The organism is Desulforhabdus amnigena (assembly GCF_027925305.1).
In the GTDB taxonomy this organism is placed as follows: Bacteria; Desulfobacterota; Syntrophobacteria; order Syntrophobacterales; family Syntrophobacteraceae; genus Desulforhabdus; species Desulforhabdus amnigena.
This window is the reverse complement of sequence record NZ_BSDR01000001.1, coordinates 1943584-1964710: the sequence shown is the minus strand read 5'-3', so window position 1 is coordinate 1964710 and position 21127 is coordinate 1943584. Positions and strand designations below refer to the sequence as shown.

Annotated in this window: 15 protein-coding genes and 1 CRISPR repeat array; of the genes, 2 read left to right on the top strand and 13 right to left on the bottom strand. The window is 56.0% G+C overall.

All coding sequences use genetic code 11. The features are described 5' to 3' along the window. Positions 1-256: 256 nt before the first annotated feature. Positions 257-1156 carry a nucleoside phosphorylase gene (locus QMG16_RS08500; protein WP_281793543.1) on the top strand — a complete coding sequence of 300 codons (900 nt, stop codon included), beginning with the start codon at positions 257-259 and terminating at the stop codon, positions 1154-1156. A 23-nt stretch (positions 1157-1179) separates the two neighbouring features. On the opposite strand, the gene QMG16_RS08495 is transcribed toward QMG16_RS08500, so the two are convergent. Together QMG16_RS08495 and QMG16_RS08490 are read right to left on the bottom strand one after the other, a co-directional pair. Next, positions 1180-2064 carry a carbon-nitrogen hydrolase gene (locus QMG16_RS08495; RefSeq protein ID WP_281793542.1) on the bottom strand — a complete coding sequence of 295 codons (885 nt, stop codon included), beginning with the start codon at positions 2062-2064 and terminating at the stop codon, positions 1180-1182. Beyond that, positions 2061-3086, bottom strand: coding sequence for an agmatine deiminase family protein (locus tag QMG16_RS08490; protein ID WP_281793541.1), 1026 nt, complete (start codon positions 3084-3086; stop codon positions 2061-2063). Before QMG16_RS08490 ends, QMG16_RS08495 begins: the two co-directional genes overlap by 4 nt. A gap of 455 nt (positions 3087-3541) precedes the next feature. Here QMG16_RS08490 and QMG16_RS08485 point away from each other — a divergent pair, with 455 nt between their 5' ends. Next, positions 3542-4414 carry an ADP-ribosylglycohydrolase family protein gene (locus QMG16_RS08485; protein WP_281793540.1) on the top strand — a complete coding sequence of 291 codons (873 nt, stop codon included), beginning with the start codon at positions 3542-3544 and terminating at the stop codon, positions 4412-4414. 69 nt (positions 4415-4483) lie between these two features. On the opposite strand, the gene QMG16_RS08480 is transcribed toward QMG16_RS08485, so the two are convergent. The 11 genes from QMG16_RS08480 to cas3 all read right to left on the bottom strand — a co-directional run bounded on the left by QMG16_RS08480 (position 4484) and on the right by cas3 (position 20706). Further along, complete coding sequence (locus tag QMG16_RS08480) at positions 4484-5743, bottom strand: acyltransferase family protein (protein WP_281793539.1); 1260 nt, start codon at positions 5741-5743, stop codon at positions 4484-4486. Between the two features lie 200 nt (positions 5744-5943). Next, positions 5944-6546 carry a matrixin family metalloprotease gene (locus QMG16_RS08475; protein WP_281793538.1) on the bottom strand — a complete coding sequence of 201 codons (603 nt, stop codon included), beginning with the start codon at positions 6544-6546 and terminating at the stop codon, positions 5944-5946. Next, positions 6546-7112 (bottom strand): hypothetical protein, encoded by a 567-nt coding sequence (locus QMG16_RS08470; protein WP_281793537.1) that lies wholly within the window; start codon positions 7110-7112, stop codon positions 6546-6548. The genes QMG16_RS08475 and QMG16_RS08470 overlap by 1 nt, the downstream gene beginning before the upstream one ends. Before the next feature lie 489 nt (positions 7113-7601). Beyond that, positions 7602-12158: direct repeats of the CRISPR family, unit length 32 nt; unit sequence GTTTCAATCCACGCCCCCGCGCGGGGGGCGAC. A 184-nt stretch (positions 12159-12342) separates the two neighbouring features. Then, positions 12343-12633, bottom strand: a complete 291-nt coding sequence (gene cas2, locus QMG16_RS08465; RefSeq protein ID WP_281793536.1) for a CRISPR-associated endonuclease Cas2 — start codon at positions 12631-12633, stop codon at positions 12343-12345. 6 nt (positions 12634-12639) lie between these two features. Further along, on the bottom strand, positions 12640-13671 hold the full coding sequence (gene cas1c / locus QMG16_RS08460) for a type I-C CRISPR-associated endonuclease Cas1c (protein WP_281793535.1): 1032 nt from the start codon (positions 13669-13671) through the stop codon (positions 12640-12642). Positions 13672-13927: 256 nt separating this feature from the next. Next, a complete protein-coding gene (locus QMG16_RS08455) occupies positions 13928-14167 on the bottom strand; it encodes a ParE family toxin-like protein (RefSeq protein WP_281793534.1) in 240 nt (79 codons plus the stop codon). A gap of 91 nt (positions 14168-14258) precedes the next feature. Next, positions 14259-14918, bottom strand: a complete 660-nt coding sequence (gene cas4 / locus QMG16_RS08450; protein WP_281793533.1) for a CRISPR-associated protein Cas4 — start codon at positions 14916-14918, stop codon at positions 14259-14261. Then, on the bottom strand, positions 14908-16014 hold the full coding sequence (cas7c, locus tag QMG16_RS08445; RefSeq protein ID WP_281793532.1) for a type I-C CRISPR-associated protein Cas7/Csd2: 1107 nt from the start codon (positions 16012-16014) through the stop codon (positions 14908-14910). Before cas7c ends, cas4 begins: the two co-directional genes overlap by 11 nt. 31 nt (positions 16015-16045) lie before the next feature. Then, a complete protein-coding gene (cas8c, locus tag QMG16_RS08440; RefSeq protein WP_281793531.1) occupies positions 16046-17836 on the bottom strand; it encodes a type I-C CRISPR-associated protein Cas8c/Csd1 in 1791 nt (596 codons plus the stop codon). Next, positions 17833-18483: a type I-C CRISPR-associated protein Cas5c gene (gene cas5c / locus QMG16_RS08435; RefSeq protein ID WP_281793530.1), complete on the bottom strand. Its 651-nt coding sequence runs from the start codon at positions 18481-18483 to the stop codon at positions 17833-17835. Before cas5c ends, cas8c begins: the two co-directional genes overlap by 4 nt. Before the next feature lie 21 nt (positions 18484-18504). Beyond that, positions 18505-20706 (bottom strand): CRISPR-associated helicase Cas3', encoded by a 2202-nt coding sequence (gene cas3, locus QMG16_RS08430; protein ID WP_281793529.1) that lies wholly within the window; start codon positions 20704-20706, stop codon positions 18505-18507. Positions 20707-21127 lie beyond the last annotated feature (421 nt).

Here is a 21127-nt window from a genome sequence, read left to right as displayed (position 1 = left end):
GTATCATAATGTTTTAAGAAACTTTTGCTTTGGTACTTAGAACCTATCCAGAAACCACCTGTGGACTTTGCGACACCCCCCTTGGTCCACCCTTGAGGGGGGAATTAAAGGGGGGTGTCCGCTGCCGAGGTAGGTTTTTGGATAGGTTCTTATTGGTGCTTAAATGGAATTTTATAAATTATAGTGCACTTTGATTGCCGGAACTTCAAGATCAAAGCGTTCAAGATCAGAACACTTTTCAGGAAAAGATTGAATCATGAATTGCAAGCCCAGATATCACATTGGTTTCAGCCGGGAGGACCTGGGGGAGCATCCGCCGGCCTTCGCTCTGCTTTGTGGAGACCCCGATCGGGCCGCACGCATCGCCCGGGAAACCGAAGGGGTCCGGCTCGTAAAAATTTTGTCTGAAAACCGTGGTCTGAACAGCTACCTGGCATCTCTTCCCGGCGGACAACGTATTTTGTCCGCCACCAGCGGCATGGGAGCGCCTTCGCTCAGCATTGTGGTCAATGAACTCTATGATGTCGGGATACGCCGCATCATTCGCGTCGGGACATGTGGTTCCATTCAGGATCATGTGAAAACAGGCAGTGTGGTGATTACCCGTGCGGCCCTCTGCAGACAGGGAGCCGCCAATGACATCGCTCCCGTCGAGTACCCGTCCGCGGCCAATCCTTTCGTGACTGTCGCCCTGGTCAATGCGGCCAGGGAACTGAAGGTCGACTGGCACATGGGAATCACCGCTTCGGTGGATACATTCTACGAGGGACAAGAGCGCACCGAATCGTCGGTCAACAAGCACCTGATGCGCTGGCTGGGCGGTGTTTGCCTCACGAAGAAAACGCTGCGGGCATTGGGGGTTTCCGAGGAGCGTCTTCAAGAGATGCACCGGGATGAGATCCGGGTCGGGGGCATCACGGAAGAATACCGGCATCTGAATGTGCTCAACTACGAGATGGAGTGCGGCACGCTGCTCAAAATGGCCGGAGTGTACGGTTTTGCCGCAGCCTGCATTTGCGCCGTGGTTGCGGATCGCACGGCGGGTGAAGAGATCGCTCGCCCTCTCAAGCTGGCTGCCGAGGAAAATGCCGTCCGGGTCGCTTTGCGTGCCGTCGAAACCATGGACCCCGAATACCTCAAGCCCTGCTATTGGTGATGAAGCCAGGAGCTTGCAGCGGGTCAATCCCGGTAGCGTTTGAGGAGCTCCCCGTAAGCATCGATGCGCCGGTCGCGGAGGAAGGGCCAGATGCGGCGTACGGATTCGCTGCGTTCGAGATCCAGTTCCACAGTGAGCACTTCTTCCGCGTTGCTTGAAGCCCTCGCCAGGAATTCCCCCTGGGGTCCCGCCGCAAAGCTGTTCCCCCAGAAGAGCTGGCCCCTTGCATGGGGTTCGGTGGAGGGTTCGAAACCTACCCGGTTCACGCTGAGGACGGGAAGTCCGTTGGCCACGGCGTGGCCGCGCTGGACGGTGATCCACGCGTCGAGCTGCCGTTCCTGTTCGTCTTCGGCATCAGCCGGGTCCCATCCGATGGCCGTCGGGTAGATGAGAAGGTCAGCACCGGCCAGGGCCATGAGACGCGCCGCTTCGGGATACCACTGGTCCCAGCAGACCAGGACTCCGAGTTTTCCCAGCGAAGTCGCGATGGGATAGAATCCGAGGTCTCCCGGCGTGAAGTAGAATTTTTCATAGTATCCGGGATCGTCGGGGATGTGCATCTTGCGGTATCTGCCGGCGATGGAGCCGTCCCGTTCCAGGACCACCGCCGTGTTGTGGTACAGCCCGGCGGCGCGCCGTTCGAAAAGGGATGTTACGATGACCGTGTTCAGTTCCCTTGCCAGAGCGCCGAAAGCCGCTGTGGAAGGGCCGGGAATGGGCTCCGCAAGGTCGAATTGCCCCGCGTCTTCGGCCTGGCAGAAGTAAAGCCCTGTATGGAGCTCCTGAAGGACGATCAGTTGGGCTCCATCATCGGCTGCCTTACGGATAGCGGCCATGCTCTTCTGAATGTTGGATGCCCTGTCGCTCGAGCAACTCTGCTGGATGAGTCCCGCCACAAGTCTTTTCATGAGAGGGTTCCTTTGGGAAGCTGCATGGTGACACAGTGCAGTGAACCATGCTGAAGGATCAGTGGGCTGCAGTCGATACCGACGATTTCGCGGTCCGGAAAGGCCTTTCGAACGGCGTTCAGGGCTTCCCCGTCTTTGGGATCCCGGTAGGTGGGGACGAGCACCGCACCGTTCAGGACCAGGAAGTTGGCGTAAGTGGCCGGAAGCCGTTTTCCCTCATCGTCCAGGTGGGGTGAAGGCCAGGGCAGGGGGATCAGCCGGTAAGGGCGGCCCTGGCGGGTCCTGAAGCGTTTCAATTCTTCCGTCATGGCCTGGAGGGCCTTGAAATGCATGTCGGACGGGTCGTCGCATGCCGTGTGAAGGATCGTGTCGTCGGGGCAGAGTCTCGCCAGGGTATCCACGTGAGAATCCGTGTCGTCGCCTGCCAGAAAACCGTTTTCCAGCCAGAGGAAATGATCCGCTCCCAGGAGCCGGCCAAGTTCCTCCTGGATTTCTTGCCGGGTCAACTGGGGGTTACGGTTGGGACTCGTGAGGCATTCCGTAGTGGTTAGGATCGTGCCGTTTCCGTCACTCTCGATGCTGCCCCCCTCGAGAACGAGTCCCACGGTCTTCAGGGGAGTGGAATGGAAACCTCCCAGTTGGTGCAGCCTGCGTGTGATCTGGTTGTCCAGGTCCGCGGGAAACTTGAGGCCCCAGCCATTGAATCCGAAGTCCAGGAGAACCGGTTTGCCCTCCTCGAGGATGGTGATGGGACCGAAATCCCTCGCCCAGGTGTCATTGGTATCCATTTTATAGATGTGGAGCCGTTCCATGTGGATGTCTGCCTTCTGCAGCCGCGCGCGAACATCGGCCGGGTCCGGTGCCACCAGGATGCACTTTTCGAATCGCGTGATGTGTCGAATGATTTCCGTGAAAGTGGTTTGCACTGCACGCAGGTAAAATCGCCAGTCGCTGGCTTCGTGGGGCCACGCCATCAGCACTCCGTCCTGCGATTCCCATTCTGCGGGGAGCCTTCGTTTCATTTGCCTTCTGTTTGACCTTTCGCTTTTCAGCCTTTGGACCTTTATGTAAAAAGGCTCATGGTTCATAGCTCATGGCTCATGATATACTCCGGGCGGATGAGACCCGACTTCTTGACGATCTTGTAGGAGCGGCTTCCAGCCGCGACAAAAATAGCCTGCTCCTAAAAAATTCGCGCCTGGAAGGCGCTCCTACAAAACTTACAGAAGTCAAGATTTCAACCGTTCACAGTATAAGATCGCTTTTCAAGAGCGTTTCCCGCTTTCCATATTGGCTTGCATTTCTTTGCCTTTTTCATTTTTCGTTGTGACCGTTCCAGTCATGGAAGTTTTAATGCGAACGGCTTGAGGTATAAATGAGGTTTTCGCGAAAGACAAGCCATTTGAAACATTCTGTAGAGTGGGCTGTGTTCACCATGAATGAGAACTGCGAGCAGAGAATGAATGAGGAGAAGGCTATGACCGCATCCATCGAAAAAGCGTTGCTCAGCCTGGAGGGATTATCGGTAGGGGACGCATTTGGAGAGCTCTTTTTTTCCCTTCCCGCTTCCGTGTTCGAGACACGGAAGCTGCCGTCGGGCCCGTGGCCCTGGACGGATGACACGCACATGGCGCTTTCCGTCGTGGAAGTGCTGAAAAATCATGGAAAGATCGACCAGGACGTCTTGGCCCGGGCATTCGCGCGCCGCTTCATGGAACAGCCATATCGCGGGTATGCAGGCGGAGCCAGGTTGCTGCTCTCTCGCATTCACGCGGGCGAAGACTGGCGCGAGGCGGCTCCTGCCCTGTTTGGCGGGGGTTCTTACGGCAACGGCTCGGCCATGCGCATAGCGCCCGTCGGCGGCTACTTTGCGGGGGACCCCGCCCGTGCGGCTTCGGAAGCGAGGCTTGCCGCCGTCATCACCCATGCCCATCCCGAAGCCCAGGCGGGAGCCATGGCCGTCGCCGCCGCGGCAGCGGTTGCAGGGAGCGCCCACTGCCCTTCGGGCAACGACTTCATTGGGGAAGTCCTCGCTTTCGTGCCCGAATCTTTGACTCGAAAATCCATCGAAATGTCGCTGGAGATTCCAAGGGAAGGTTTGAAGGAAGCCATACGCAAGCTCGGGACCGGCAGACGCGTTTCAGCTCAGGATACCGTTCCCTTTTGTATCTGGAATGCGGCCCACACTCTGCATGATTTTGAAGAGGCTCTCTGGCGCACGGCGGCCGGAAGAGGGGATTGCGATACCACGTGCGCCATCGTCGGGGGGATCGTCGCCCTCTCGGCCCCGGAGATTCCACCACTCTGGGTCCGGTGCAGGGAGCCTCTGCCTGAAGGCTTTGCCGTTTGAACGGGCAAGAGAGGATAGAGGATAATGGAGAAACAGGTTTCGAGGATGAGTGCGTCCGCTTTTACGATGTCATTTTTTGCAGCGGTCGCACGCGGGTTTCGCCGCGAGAACTTTTTCCGGCGCAGAGGAGCCACGGGAGATTTTCAAAGGAATCTTTAAAATGTGCAATCCCGCCTGAACGTGCTTTTTCCAGTCCGCGAATTTTTTCAGCATCTCTCCTGAAACTCGATCCAGGACTGTGGCGGCGAGGTAGGAGAGCGCCAACAGCAGGAGCGCGAGCACAAGGAAGATGCTCAGCTTGTGGGGAACCTTGTTGGGCAGGATACCCACGTAGCTGAACAGAGGTTCATGCACGATATAAATCGCATAGGAATGAAGCGAAAGTTTCTGTATGACGCCCATTTTCCCCAGCGCGGCAACGGGCGTCCAGAGGATGAGGGGCACCACGAGAACCATGCAGAGCGACACATGGTACATATGGGTCCAGGGCATGCCCAGTCTGCCGAGAAAGGGAGTGCCCAGGACGATGCCCGCCAACATCGCGAGAAAAACCAGGGTAAAGGGCCGATCGAAGATCGCAGTGCGCAGAGCGGGCGCCGATGAGGTCCAGCGGGAAGCGAGCCACATGCCTGCGGCGAATTCGGGCAGGCGTCCCGGGAGATTGAAATGCATGAGGTACCCGGCCATTCCCAGGGAAGACTCCGGATACAATGAAAGATAAGCATACAGACCGGCCCACCCGATCCAGCACATGGCCACGATCCAGACGATGGCCTTGTTGGAACCGACACGCTCGAAGAATCTCAGAAAGAAGGGAAATAGCAGGTAAAACTGGGCCAGCATGCCGAGATACCAGAAATGGGAAAAGTTGCTGGCCATCATGGAATAGTCGAAGGAATTTAGAAAACCAAGATGCAGCAGCAGAGTACGAAGGGCCGAATCCAGGGGAACGTGAAAGATCAGAATATTTGCCAGGGAAAAGGGGAGCAGCGCGAGATAGTAAGGGGGAATGATCCGCAGGAAACGCCTGTGGAGGAAGTTCCCGTACCCGATAAAAGTGCGGCGTTCCGGGCCGAGGTACGGCAAGGCGAGCAGGAAACCCGAAAGGACGTTGAAAAGGATCACGCCATCGGATGCCGTGTCGAAGATCACATCGAGCCCCCACTGGAGGGAACCAACGGGAGTCAAAATGACCGTATTCCAGAGGTGGTGCAGGAAGACTCCAAGCATCGCCAGAACACGCAGGGTATGGATCTGGGAGATGGAGGTCCGGCCTGCAGTGCTGGAAGTCTGCTGAATTGTGCTCTGTCCGTTTAGACTGTAGATCATGATACTCCTGATCTACATACGGAGAGGACGTTGAGGTGCCGACGGCTCTCCTGATGGATCTGAACTGCCTGTGCGAATTTCATGGCTTGTCTCCGGTTCCGGATGTGAGCGGGTTTCAAACCGGTGCGAGATATCTGTTCCAGGTGTGCAACAACAATCCGAGCCGCATCCGTGTTCAAGGTTCCGGCGGGATAGAGGAATCATGGATAAAGATACTTTATTCCATTGATGTCGTCGCGTGTCAGGGACCGCTTCTTTATTTCGCTTTCAGAGGAATAGCCGTACATGGTTTTTGCGGTATCACCCGGGCCATAAAGGTCTGCAAGGGAGAGCGAATGGCCCATTTCGTGCGTTGCGATATTTTGTACGTCGTAATATCCGGCAACGCCCGTTGTCGCCCATTTGTAGCGGGTATTGAACTTGATATCGCTATCGTACACCCTGCCCGTAATCGGATTATACCAGTTGTAGTTTTCTGCGAGGGTGCCCAGGGGCAGCTTACCGAAATTCATCAGGTTTTCTCCATCGTTTATACCATACGCTGTACTCGTTGTTTTACCGCCGTATATAAAAATGAATGATGATCCTGTAACATTCGTCCAGGTCGCTGCCGAACGGCGGATGGCCTTGATACTGCCGGACGGTCCGCCTGAGGCGTTAATGCGATAGGTTTCCTGGGGAAACGCCCACTTTATGAGCTTGCCTGAATCGGTTTTGCTAGCTTCGAACGCTCCTGCGTCAGTTGAGGACAGAAAGCAGAAAAGGATCAGGCCGGAAAAGAGGAACAGGGGGAACTTTTTCATTACCGCACCTCTCTTTTAATCTTGTCGACCAGATTGGCCTCGGGAATATCATTTTCGACCGACTCCGATTTACCGGCTAAAGAAAAGCCCTTTTTCCTGGCAATTCCATCCTTATCCACCGTGTATTTTCCCTGCGCCTTCCCAACCAGTTTGTAAGCGCCCCCCAATTGCGAATGCGGTTTTGCCCTTGCCTCAGCGACCTGCTTCGCCTCAGGTTCGAGAAAAACGATTACCTTTTCGCCTCTCGTAAACGTTGCCGAGTCGGAAACTCTGAGCCCCATGTTTCCGACCTCTCCACCTTCGCAGGTAACCGTAACCGTTTGCCCGGGTGAGGCATCTCCTTTCAGAGGTTCTTCCACGCGGATCTCCGCTGTGGTGAAGATCATCGTTCCATCGGCATTCCAATGGGAATTGACCTTTTCGACCCGGCCAACCAGGGCAAGCTCCGAATTGCCGGTGAGTTCCTTTGTACTGAGCCCCACCATCATTGCCTGCGAATGCGTGGGCACACAGAACAGCAGGCCAACCAGAATGAGTAAGGACACCATCAAACGCGAGCCAAACATTTTATCCTCCGCAAGGATCTCCACGGGCTTAAAAAACGATGCACCTTGACACAATTTTTTGCTGGTTCGAGCGAAATGAACTCCCATGACCGGAACAGTCACAACGAAAAATGAAAAAGGCAAAGAGATGCAAGCCAATATGGAAAGCGGGAAACGCTCTTGAAACACGATGTTATCATGAGCCATGAGCTATGAACCATGAGCCTTTTTTCATATAAAAACGTTATAAGCCGGCACTGCAGAATAAAATCCGGTCCTTTGCCCCCGCTTTCCAGCGGAAAATTAACCCGTGATCCTCGATTTTTCAACTCAGAAAGTGCATGGTTGATAGCTCAGCAGCAGGGCTCTCCTCCAGGCTACAACCGGCATGCGACAGTCCGCTCCTTCCTTGGATCCCCGTCCCTCATAGCTCTCGGATTTCAATTCCGAGAAACCTCCCCCGCGCGGGGGGCGACTCTTAATGATATTCACCCTTGCCAGGTATTGAGGGTTTCAATCCACGCCCCCGCGCGGGGGGCGACGCAATGAGGCGATTTGCCCCATCCACCACATTCAGTTTCAATCCACGCCCCCGCGCGGGGGGCGACTACACTTGTCGTTTAACGCCTTCTCCCCCATCCGGTTTCAATCCACGCCCCCGCGCGGGGGGCGACTAACCAGGTCATCGCAGTGCGTGCTCATTGGCAGGTTTCAATCCACGCCCCCGCGCGGGGGGCGACATATGGCCCAGTCGGGTTTCAATCGTCACGTCGCCGTTTCAATCCACGCCCCCGCGCGGGGGGCGACACAACGTGACTCTGCGCCATGACGACCCGTGGTGGTTTCAATCCACGCCCCCGCGCGGGGGGCGACCGTCTGGGACGAGCCGATATTTCCGCCGGATGACGGTTTCAATCCACGCCCCCGCGCGGGGGGCGACGCACTGATCTTCTTTTCCTCGTCGATCACCACGGTTTCAATCCACGCCCCCGCGCGGGGGGCGACCAGGGCCACACTCGACTGCTTCGGAGTTACAAAGGTTTCAATCCACGCCCCCGCGCGGGGGGCGACTCAGGAGACATTCCCATACGGTCGAGTCGTAATCGTTTCAATCCACGCCCCCGCGCGGGGGGCGACCATACAGGGACGCCGACGGAGATACCCAACGGGTGTTTCAATCCACGCCCCCGCGCGGGGGGCGACTTGCATGGATCGAGTTTATCCAGGATACATGACTTTGGTTTCAATCCACGCCCCCGCGCGGGGGGCGACTTCGAAGGGGGACGCAGGGTTAAGAATCTATATAAGTTTCAATCCACGCCCCCGCGCGGGGGGCGACGTGCATTTCTTGCAGCACGATTTGCTGTTTGAATGTTTCAATCCACGCCCCCGCGCGGGGGGCGACCGCAGATCCTCCCAATGGAGCAAGGTTCAGGAATAGTTTCAATCCACGCCCCCGCGCGGGGGGCGACTACTTCATCTACATCATATACACAATTAAAACTGGTTTCAATCCACGCCCCCGCGCGGGGGGCGACTCCCTGCCGGCCGCGCGGAGCTCGTCGTCCAGCTTGTTTCAATCCACGCCCCCGCGCGGGGGGCGACTCCGTGCCTCGCGCGCCGCAAGCCGCTTGGTCTTGTTTCAATCCACGCCCCCGCGCGGGGGGCGACTTCAGACGATTCAGGTTCAGGAGAAACCTGAGAAGTTTCAATCCACGCCCCCGCGCGGGGGGCGACGTGTCGTCGTCCACCGTGTCCAATTGCTCGATGGTTTCAATCCACGCCCCCGCGCGGGGGGCGACCGATACCCTCTTTTGTAGCTGACGTAGCAGTGATGGTTTCAATCCACGCCCCCGCGCGGGGGGCGACATCGTCCTTTGAATGGCTTTGCAGTCGGCCTCCAGTTTCAATCCACGCCCCCGCGCGGGGGGCGACGGTCAAGGATCGAAATATACTGTAGATCCTGGATTGTTTCAATCCACGCCCCCGCGCGGGGGGCGACGGCAGGATCGCAGTACCATCTCCCCATCACACCATGTTTCAATCCACGCCCCCGCGCGGGGGGCGACCCCTAGTATTTTTCAGCGTGTGGAAAAGGAGGGAAGTTTCAATCCACGCCCCCGCGCGGGGGGCGACAACCCGGTCTTCCATGTCTCGTGCGTTTTCCGTGTTTCAATCCACGCCCCCGCGCGGGGGGCGACCAAGGCGGCGATCTGTTTGTCTGTTAGATGGTATTGTTTCAATCCACGCCCCCGCGCGGGGGGCGACCTGATTTCAGTGGCCTTTATTTGGGTTAAGATCTCGTTTCAATCCACGCCCCCGCGCGGGGGGCGACCAGATAAGGGTTATCCTCCAGACGGAAATGGAATGTTTCAATCCACGCCCCCGCGCGGGGGGCGACTCACCGTGTGGGTCTGGTATTGGTACTGAGAGATGGTTTCAATCCACGCCCCCGCGCGGGGGGCGACAGTGCGGCGATTACAAGAGTGACGGGATTGAGCAGTTTCAATCCACGCCCCCGCGCGGGGGGCGACCCAAGGGGGCGGCAATTTTTGCAAATATGGTCTGCGAGTTTCAATCCACGCCCCCGCGCGGGGGGCGACTTTGCCCTTGATGTGCTGGAGTTGCGTTAGGAATGTTTCAATCCACGCCCCCGCGCGGGGGGCGACGCGCCATCTACATGAAGATCACCATCGACGGCGAGGTTTCAATCCACGCCCCCGCGCGGGGGGCGACGTCATAATCTCCCCAGCCTGGGCGCCGGAAACATCGTTTCAATCCACGCCCCCGCGCGGGGGGCGACATTCTCCTTTGACTTTTTTGAGGCCGTTCCACTTGTTTCAATCCACGCCCCCGCGCGGGGGGCGACTCTCCCATTGGTTCATGCTTTTGCTCCTTAGGTTAGTTTCAATCCACGCCCCCGCGCGGGGGGCGACTTGCCACGGCCTGCGGCTCCGTCTGCCCGGTCTGTTTCAATCCACGCCCCCGCGCGGGGGGCGACATAGCCTCATAGACCCTGATGTCGCGTTTTTGGGCGTTTCAATCCACGCCCCCGCGCGGGGGGCGACATGCCAAGGTGCATCATGGAAGCGATAAGCCGTTGTTTCAATCCACGCCCCCGCGCGGGGGGCGACCGCCGTCGATGGTGATCTTCATGTAGATGGCGCTGTTTCAATCCACGCCCCCGCGCGGGGGGCGACAGTGGACAACGTCGCCTATTATGCTCGAGTTGATGTTTCAATCCACGCCCCCGCGCGGGGGGCGACGCCTGACCGGACCGACTCAAGGATTCCCCAATGCGTTTCAATCCACGCCCCCGCGCGGGGGGCGACACCCTTGGAGATGGCAATGATCTTTCGACAATACCAGTTTCAATCCACGCCCCCGCGCGGGGGGCGACTTCCGATCATGTGCATGGGAAGGCGGACGAGCTTGTTTCAATCCACGCCCCCGCGCGGGGGGCGACTTTGAGAGGCACCGGCATCGGAGGCAGTTCGATTTGTTTCAATCCACGCCCCCGCGCGGGGGGCGACATCGTTTCCATAGTGGCTCCTATACTACTAGGCGAGTTTCAATCCACGCCCCCGCGCGGGGGGCGACCCAGGTTGTTGAGGCGATGGGTGGGTGGGTCGAGGTGTTTCAATCCACGCCCCCGCGCGGGGGGCGACAAAACGTTTGGCTTGTCGGGATACTCGATGAGCGTTTCAATCCACGCCCCCGCGCGGGGGGCGACGGCCATGCTCGCATGGCACCGGGCAAGATGTTTTTGTTTCAATCCACGCCCCCGCGCGGGGGGCGACGGTTCAGGCCTGCGTGGTGGCCTTTGGATCTCCCGGTTTCAATCCACGCCCCCGCGCGGGGGGCGACTCCGGGCATGGAATCTCTCCAATCCCACCCACCGGTTTCAATCCACGCCCCCGCGCGGGGGGCGACTTCTTTTGCACTCATCGATTCAAAAGATACGGCAGTTTCAATCCACGCCCCCGCGCGGGGGGCGACTCAGCTTGTCAGGGTTTTGATCCATCGCTTTCTGAGTGTTTCAATCCACGCCCCCGCGCGGGGGGCGACGCTCAAAATCATATCCGCCCCGGAAGTTCCGACAGTGTTTCAATCCACGCCCCCGCGCGGGGGGCGACGTTACACCGCAGGTAATGATCTCGCTGTCACCGTTGTTTCAATCCACGCCCCCGCGCGGGGGGCGACATGGATGCGTGATTGTTGGAGTCCATATACATCTTGTTTCAATCCACGCCCCCGCGCGGGGGGCGACTTTGAAAAACAAAAGGATACAAAGCGTCTCGCCGTGTTTCAATCCACGCCCCCGCGCGGGGGGCGACGCTGCTCCAGGAAGACCGCTCGCTACCGACTGAACGTTTCAATCCACGCCCCCGCGCGGGGGGCGACGGATGTCGGTATTGATGGCAGGCGCTTCCACATCGTTTCAATCCACGCCCCCGCGCGGGGGGCGACACGCAAAACAAAACGAGTTTGCGACGGCATACATGTTTCAATCCACGCCCCCGCGCGGGGGGCGACCACCTCCACATCAGGAGTTTCGCCCAAAATGGGGCAGTTTCAATCCACGCCCCCGCGCGGGGGGCGACTCGTAACGGATATCCATTGATTCGGGATTTGCCTGTTTCAATCCACGCCCCCGCGCGGGGGGCGACTCATGGCCTATCGAATCGGCCCGTTTGGGGGAGTGTTTCAATCCACGCCCCCGCGCGGGGGGCGACCTTTGAGCGCCGCCTTGAGTTGATCGGTTGTGTGTTTCAATCCACGCCCCCGCGCGGGGGGCGACAGATTTTATTGGGATCGTTCCAGGCGTACAGCCCGTTTCAATCCACGCCCCCGCGCGGGGGGCGACTCAGATTATTGGGCGGTTGCGATTGCTTCTTTCAAGGTTTCAATCCACGCCCCCGCGCGGGGGGCGACTTGCAAAACCAGATAGATCTTTATCAGGGTGATCGTTTCAATCCACGCCCCCGCGCGGGGGGCGACCGCTCAGGGGCAATTGGTATCCGGGCTCAATGCGGTTTCAATCCACGCCCCCGCGCGGGGGGCGACTGTATAACCTTCATCTAAATGAAAATACATTATTTTCAAGAACTGATCCGCGAACTCTAATAAAAAAACCGATGTTCAGCCGAACCAGCTGCCTCTATAAAAATTTATCTCCTCCGAATTTTGGGTAAATTACGGGTCCGCGAACCTCCAGGGTTCAAGATGTGAGCTTGGGGTTCGCGGGGCGTTAGGCAATGAGGGGACCTTCCTGGTCAAAAGAGGGCTTGGCTCCGATGTGCTCTACCCGTTTCTGCCAGTTGGCGCCCAGAAAATAGAAGCGCAGGCTGTCTTCAGAGGGATCGATCACATCCTGCAACTTCTGCCGCAGTAGTGTCCATTGGGCTGGATCCACTATGCATTCGAAGACCGAATATTGGACCCTTTGCCCATAATTCTTGCAAATTTTCGCTACCCCCCGCAGACGTTTCTGTCCATTGCTATCCTTGGTGGCTACGTCATAGCTGATCAGCACCATCATGATTCATCACCTCCAGACAAACGGCGGATAACCGTCCAGATCACCTCTCAGGTAGCGTGCCAGCAAAAGCGCCTGTATATGGAAGAGAATCCCGATGGCCACCTTTTCACCGAGAAAAGGGTGCAGAATCTCATCTTGCTTGCGCTTTTGGTAGGCCACGATAACCCCCTTTCGGGTATCGTCCGTCATGGTAACGGCTCCCGTCTCCGATTTGCTGAATCCCTTTGCGTTTACCTGTCCGAGATTGATGAGGGATAAAACCAGTCGGTCAGCCAGGAATGGACGGAACTCCTCCATCAGGTCCAGTGCGAGGCCGGGGCGGCCGGGTCGGTCGCGATGCAGAAAGCCCACAGCCGGATCGAGTCCCACGCCTTCAAGAGCTGAACGAACGTCATGCACCAACAATGTGTAGAGAAACGACAGCAAACAATTGACATTATCTAAAGGTGGGCGCCGGTTTCGCCCTTTGAATCTGAAGCTATCTTTTTGACTGGTGATCAGGTGATCGAAGACGCTGAAATACCAGCGGGCTGTATCGCCTTCGATCCCCCTTACGGCATCCAGGGAATCAATGGTTTCCAGTCGCTTTTGGGCGCCCGCGAGCCAGGCCACGGCACTCTCGACCTCAGATTGAGCGATCTTGTCGCCATGATCTCTAATGGCGCGCTGCAGGACCGTCCTGGCATTGGCGATTTTTCCAGCCACAAAGAACCTTGCCATTGCGGTCGAAAATTCGGGTGCATCGGCGCGGCGGTATTGTTCGCGACGAAGCAGTACATTTCCGGAGACCGGCCCCTGTACCCGCGCCATGAATCGGCCGCTTTCCGTCAGAAAGCTGAGTCCCACATTGTTTTCGGCACAAAAGCCCATCAGAAAAGGACTGCAGCTCACCCGGCCAAAGCAGACAATGCCTCCGAGGGTGTGCACCGGAACCTGCAGGCGCTTTTCGCCTTCCACGGAAACCAACACGGTTTCACCTTCCTTGGACAGGTAAGCACCCTGGGTCGTAACATACAAGGTGTTGAGGTGCTTTTTCATGACCCTCCTTAACTGAACTTCGTAAGATCCACGAGAAACTCCCCCAAAGCCCTTTTTCTAAGGTATGACCAAACATCAAAGTGGCGACCTGCGAGATTAGAGAATGAAAGGGTGAGCATTTACTCGGAATCCCGTTTACCCCCCACAACACGCGGATGTATCATGTCTTCCTATCGTAATGCAGCCCTATTCAATGGGTAACTGACATGTGCCACAAGGCTCAAGGAGTTCCTTGCGGGCTTATCCCGTCTGGCGGTTAACACCCTTTTATCATTTTTTCGTAATCGTCATGGGTGCCAAGCCATACCCAGATGAAGTCATCGCCATCTTCGACAGCCAATGCTCGATGTGCAAGACCAACTCTCACAGACCACAATTCATCGATTTTCTTGAATTGAAGAGAAGGATATCGCGGATTCTTCTTCAACAACTGAAAGTTCTTGTCTGCAAGCTGACGGATCTCCCAGGCAACCTCCAAATCTTGTGTTGGCTTCATCCCCTATAAAGCGCCTGCAAGCATTTTATCACGGCCTTTAACAGTAATGGTACGATACAATCCAGGGCAGGGAAAGCTGTACATGTGCCCCTCAACTTTGCATCATCTCGGCCAGATACCGGGCCACGCTGCGCTTGCCTCCCGTGGCCTTGGGAAGACACAAGGAAATGAAAGAGCAGGATTCACACTTTTCATCATAGACCGCAGGCGGCGTTACGCCTGAAGCGATCAAGTCATGCAATCGACCGGCCGTTTCCTCGGTCTTGCGGCGCAGTTCCGCGTCAAAAACCACGTCTACCCGACGGCGGGTTTTGCCGTAGAAAAGAGCGCCTCTGGGCACTTCAACATCCAGCATCTCTTCCAGGCACATGGCCTGAGCGCAGAGCTGGACCTTGTCCCAGAGCTCCTTTTTGGGCCGACCGCGTTTGTACTCGACGGGGAAAGGCCTCCAGAGGGGTGAGCTGGAAGACCTCTCTCCTCCCGTTTTGCCTTCCTCGCGATGAAACTCCACCGCGTCGGCTTTCCCCGTCAGCCCCAGCCTGAGCGAGCGCAAAGGCAGACCGAACGCCAGGCGGACATCCCGTCGGGATTCGCTGCGACCGGAATCCACTCGCTCGTGCATGACGCGCCCCTCGGCCGTGTATAAGTTTTCCACCCATATCTGCTCGATGTGGATCAGGGCGCACTGCCGCTCACAGAAGAGCAGATGCTGCAAGGCGGAGAGAGGGAGGAGGTCTTCTTCAGTGTACATCGAGTTCCTTCTCTAGAATCACTCCAGCCGGTATAGAGGTTTCGTCTACCTTCACAACATAGTCGGCAAACGATCTCGCCGGTCCCTTAGCGCCATTGACCCTTTCTACTTTGACCAGATCGAACAGTTTATGGGCGGGTGCTTTTCCCATCTTCGAATCGTGTTTGAAAACAATCAGCTTGCGGGTCGCCATTTCTCCACGCGCCGCCGAGCGGTCATGCTCGAACATGCTGGTCAGGGCTTCCCAGAATAATTTCAGGTCTTCGTCGGAAAAACCTGTTTGCTCTGCAAGAGGAGCGGAAACAAAACCGTGACAACGGTAGAGGGCATAGGGCACAGTGAACTTGCGGCCCATGGTGCGGTTGTCGCCCTGCTGCTTTTCAGCTTCCGCTTCGGTGGCCACAGCCATGCGGGTGATGCTGTGTTCGAGCGGAACGATAGGTTCGATACTGCGTGCGAAGGTGAGCTGAACCGGGCCGCGAACCTGGCCGCAGTTGGGGGCTGTCTTGAGCGATAAAACTGCACCAAACGTTCTGATATCATAGAAGGTTTTGCACATCTGGCCTCTACCTTTTGATACCTCCTCCGCACGTGGCCGTCTTGGTTTGGCCTGTTTCAAAGCTTCACTCACTGTTTTTTTTATCTCTTTTGGGGGGTCGGATTCTTTCAGCCAGTCTTTGATCTCCTTTTTGTCTGCGACTGCTGCAATAACCAAGTAAAACGTATCGTCATCATCTTCAAGAATGGAAAGCCCTTCGGGCAAGCCCAACTCCTCAAGCTGTTCGGCTTGCTCTTTGGTGATGAGTTGCCGCGATTCTTCTCCAAGCTCTATTTTCAACTCTTTGAAAGCTGCAAAATGTGCATGCCCTAATATTGCCTTTTCCTTTATATAGATATCATTCGGAGCTGACAGACCTTTTGCCAAGCTCACATAATTCCTAACTTTTCTTTTCAAGCAAACATCCGTCACTAGCCCGTGCCCCGTTTCGGGGTCTATGCGCGGGAGGTTACCGGCATCGGGATCGCCATTAGGGTTGCCGTCTTTCACGTCAAAAAGGAGCACGAAGTCGTAGCGGTTTTGGATCACATTGCTCATGGTCGTTTCCTCCATATCAGTATGTTTGTTTTCATTTAGCGAAGAAGGCTTGGCGTTGATGGTAGTATCCGACCGCGAAACGTCCCTGATCGGGTAAACTTAGGTGTGCCGGAAAGTCGTTGAGAGCGTCCACGATTTCTCCGATCATTTTTTCCAGGTTGACGGCCCGCCCCCGATTCTCCAGCTTGGAAAGGTGATGGTTCTTGAGCTTCATCAAATGGGGGAAGGCTGCCACAGGGGTGGCCGAAGCAGAACCATAGAAGCGGTCCCGAATGGTGGCGTTGATGCCGGGATTGGCTTCCTCTTGAATCTTTTCAAGTACGGCGAACAAGCGACCCAGCCGGTAACCGGCATTAGTGTTTTCGGGATCCAGTGACATACTGACCTCCTTTTCATTTTTGTTGCAGAATCGTGTTCCGAAACGACTGTCTCGTACCAGCACAGCTTTGATGAGTGCTGCGCGAGGATAGGGCACATTCTCAAGAAGCTTTCCTGTGTTTGGGTCTCTTTTGGACTGCTCCGCCCGACAGCGACGCACTGCAGCCGCGAGCAGGGTCTGGGGATAGGGCGTACCTGCTAAAATGGCCTTCATAGTATCGCCAGCGAGATTAGGTGGAACATTGTCATCCTTTTCCAGCAAGGCCGTCGTCCGCAGAAGACTGCGAAGAGTAATTGAGCGCCATTCCTTTGCGCCTTTCACTATTTCAAGGTCGTCAAAGTGGTGCCAAATATTGTCGGTGACTTCTCGCACTTTACCTGCATACCAGAAACGCACGGCAATGCGTGCCGCATTGGGCGATAAGCCGAGAATGTAAAACTGTGTATCCGGATCGAGATGAGGCGATGCGCCGGTCTCCGGAGCTCGGAACATTGCCACAATCGATTTATAGTCTTGTTCTGGTTCACCTTTGGCAGGTTCACCGAAAAGGTTGGCGAAGACGTTCTCTATTTCGTGCCTCTTCTCCGCCCAGAAGACAGCAGTGTCGTTTCCTATAAAGAGCTTTTGGCGCGAATTTTTGGCGAGAACCTTATTAAGAGCAGTTGTATAGGCAAAAGCAGCCTTTTTGCTTATTGGGGCGTTGTAGCTTTGCAACTTGTCATAGGAGTCAAAACCCATGTTCTTCTGGAAAGAAACGATTTTTGCATTGCTCTTCGCGCCGGCGATGGGGGTTCTTCGGTGAAGTCGAGCAACAGGTGCATGCTCGCCGCACACAAGGCAGTTGCCTTCGATTTCCGGCAAAGTACCTTCATCTTCGTCACTCGCAGTTGATGCGCCGGTTGTGGCAATAAAATCCTTGACACTCACACTTTCACAAACGAGTTGCGGTTGCCCTTCAATTTTGAAGGTTAAATTGCAGCCGGGAATTCTTATACATTCATTCCACAGTGGATGCTTGAACACTGCCGCGAAATTACCAGTATTAAGAAAATGATAGACGGCTCTAATTCCTATATCATCAGGGTAGTTCTCATGCAGTTTCTTCACTTCAGACAAAAAAGAGATATGTTGTTTACGTGCCATTTCCTTATGTTCTTCGCTATCTGATTTAGGCCATGCAACAACATAGCCGTAATGGTCCCATAGCTGGTTTGATACCTGCCATGCTTTTGGACCTGCGCGCTCTCGTTCTTCTGGCACCAAAAAAGTTCTTGCCAGCAACTTCTTGCCAGATGGGGTGCGAGTGTCCTGTAGTTCGATAAACTCGCCACGTTCGTTAAGAATTATGAGAAAAGGGATCTCAACTTGCTTGAATCCGTGCGGAGCAACGCTCCCCTCCTCAGCAAGACGGTCGTAGTATTTTGCCAGAGCTTGCAGAATCATCGTCGCACCTCCGCACTGTTCAACGGGGGTACATGCACCCGCCCGTTCTGGATCTGCGCTCGGAACCACATCGGCATAGGCTCCGCGCCGGAGTGATCCATGTCATAGAGCATGAATCCAAGATCGCGATTTTCATCGATGGTCTGAGGCTCTTCTCCTGCATCCGCCAACGGTTCAAAATACGCTGCAAACTCGCGGCAGCCAAGGTAGGGGCGATGAAAGCACTGCCCCTTTTGTGCCCGGCGAAGGAACATTTCCTCGAACTTCTTGACGTTGTCTTCGGCACCGGCCTTTGCTGTCATCTCAAAAAAGGTGTGTATGACATAAGCCACATCGCGCAAGAACAAGCCGGCCCTTTGTTGCCGCTGCTCTTCGACAAAAAGGCCGTTTGTGCGCGGAGACATGACCGCTCCCACCTCGTTGCGCCGCACCGATGTCCAGCGAATGGGGTTGAGCACATCGATTTGAGTGACCTGCCAGCGTATAGCTGGTTTCCATAAGATCGCCTCCAGGATGCCACGGGCGGCCGATGGGGTCATAACATCGTAGGAAACTCGCTCCACCTTCATCTCCGGGCGGGTAAAGCAAGCGTTTTTCCCCCACACCTTGAGGCGAAACGTTCGGCTCTTCAACGCTTCTGCACTCATTGATCCTCCTTTCTTTTGGACTTACCCTATCAGATCATCTGGGTCGTAAATAATGGATTTCTCAGGGCAGAACCCTAAATCATCATTGTAAAGGGCACCGTGTCCCTGGACGTAAATTCCGGCATGAATTTCACGGATGGCGCCTTCTGCAAGCAATCGCTTGTGCAGGTGTTTAGGCAGATTGACCACATAACGCTGTAGTTTGCGAAGCAGCCAGCGTTCAGGCCCTAGACTGGACAATTGGCCGACCAGCTTTGCACCCTCTTCGCCGTAGGTGACGATAACCGGGGCCTGAGCGGTATCGTCTATGAGCTTAAATTTCTCCGCTGCGCTGCGAAAGCTGAAACGCAACTCCCTGTCGGGTTTCAACTCTTTCAAAATGTTTTGGGCATCCAGCCGCTCTTCACCTTGCAGCCAGTAGAGTTCACGGAAAAAGGCCGTGAAACGGTGGGGCGCCAGAGGGTCCGTCACATTTTCACCGAGCAATCGCGTCCCGATCCCGGCCGCCTGCCTTAGAACACCGACCGGCGGACGGCTAGGTGGGATGAAAACAGTCAGCGTGCCCTTTTCCATCAAACCTTCACGGTTGCAGCGGCCGGCGGCTTGTGCAATGGAATCCAGCCCCGCCATGGCCCGGTAGACAGCCGGAAAGTCCAGATCGACTCCCGCCTCGACCAGTTGGGTGCTGACGACGCGGGTGGGCAGTCCGCCATCCAGTCGCGCCTTGATCCTGGCAATCTTATCGGAACGGTGAGCGCCGCACATTAGGGCGGAAAGATGGAAAGTGTCCTTGGGCATGAGGGACCAGAGGATGCGGCAGTCATCCCGGCGGTTGACGATGCAGAGCACCGAGGGCTGCCGGGTCAGTTCCTCGGCCAGATTTTCCCATGTTTCGGGTTCGTGGATATTCTCTGGCAACTTCACTTCAACCCGTTTCAGGCTGTTATAAAGGTTGGCGGGATCTTCCATGACCTCACGAATGCCTTCCAACCCTTCAAAGGTGAAACCTGAAGCCTTGTGCGGGCCGAGGGCTGGCTGAGTCGCGGTGCAGAGCAGGACGGTCACGCCATAGTGTTTGCGCAGTTCGTCCAGGGCCTTGAGTATCGGTCTGAGGAATTCAGGGGGCAGGAGTTGGGCTTCGTCCAATATGACCACGCTGCCGGCAATATTGTGCAATTTACGGCATCGGCTGGTACGGCTGGCAAAAAGCGACTCGAAAAACTGTACGTTGGTGGTGACGATGATGGGTGCATCCCAATTTTCGCAGGCAAGTCGCGACCGAGGGGTTTCTCCCTCAACACCGGCTGCATCGAAGTTGCTGTGATGTTCCACCACGGCATCACCGAAAATCTGCCGGAACTGATCGGCCGTTTGTTCGATGATACTGGTATACGGAATCACGTAAATGATCCGTCGTTGCCCATGGACGGCAGCGTGGTGCAGGGCAAAGGCCATGGAGGAAAGCGTTTTTCCTCCGCCGGTTGGAACAGTCAGGCTGAAAATTCCAGGGGAGTCCTTTGCCTTTTCAATGCAACTGGCCAGTATGCCGGCGCGGATTCGGTTGACCTTGGTGTCTCGTGCCCCCGCCTGTTTGTCGACCATGTATGCTTTGAAGGAATCGTGCAGTTCCGACAAGGTAGGATACCCGGTGCGCCGAGCAGCCTTTTCCGGTTCGAAAAACTCTTCCGTGTCGAGAAAATCTGCATCTACAACGCAGGAAAAGAGCATGCGCAGCCAAAAGGCCGGATCACGTCCAGCAGGTTTTTCTTCGGGAAACGGCTGTTCGAGAATTTCAGCCGGAATATTACCCGCCAGGGCGGAGGCAAGGAGATCCTTGTTCAACAGGCGCTGAGAGAGCGCCGCAAGGCCCGTGCGGTCGGCTTCCCAGTCGGGCAGCCCGGCGTGATGGCCGGCAGCGATGTAGGCAAACAAGCGCCCGGCCATTTTGAACTGTTCCACGGCGTAAAGCCCGCCGGCCGTGGAATGATCAACCCGGGCTTTGGCCTCCAGGTGCGCTTCACCTCCGGCGGCCGCCTTGAGCTTGTCTTGAAATGCCTGGGAGTATTTGCCGAGATCATGCCACAGGCCGCACAGCCGGCCCCATTGGCGAAAACCGAAGACGGATGCAAAGTCGGCGGATCGTGCCGCAGTATTGAAAAGATGTTCCCTGAGCGTGTGCACTCGGCCATCTTCTGTGATATGAGCAATGGGTTCGTTAAACATGTTTGAACTCCTCCTCTTCAGGATAGGCACTCGATATGAAGTAAGCGCAAAGGTCCAGTGCGTAGGGGTTCAGTGCGTAGGGGGGCGGAATTCGCTCCCAAATCGAGCTTGGCGTACCTGTATTATATTTTGAGGCCGTTGGCTATCGAGAAAATCCTGATTTTGAAACGATGGATTCAGGGTTATAAAGATCCAGATGTGAAAAGAATTTTCAGATTATGAAAAGGGATATTTCGATCTGGGCCGGGATTGGCAATGTTATACCGTGAACGGGTGAAATCTGGACCAAGCCCGGGAGCGAGGGCGTCTCGCCCTCAAAAAGAGAGGGCAAGATGCCCTCACTCCCAGGATAAGGCGGAAAGTCCAGATCTAAGCCGTTTGAAGTATAATTCAATTTCAAGGACTTCCTGTTGAAGAAGCC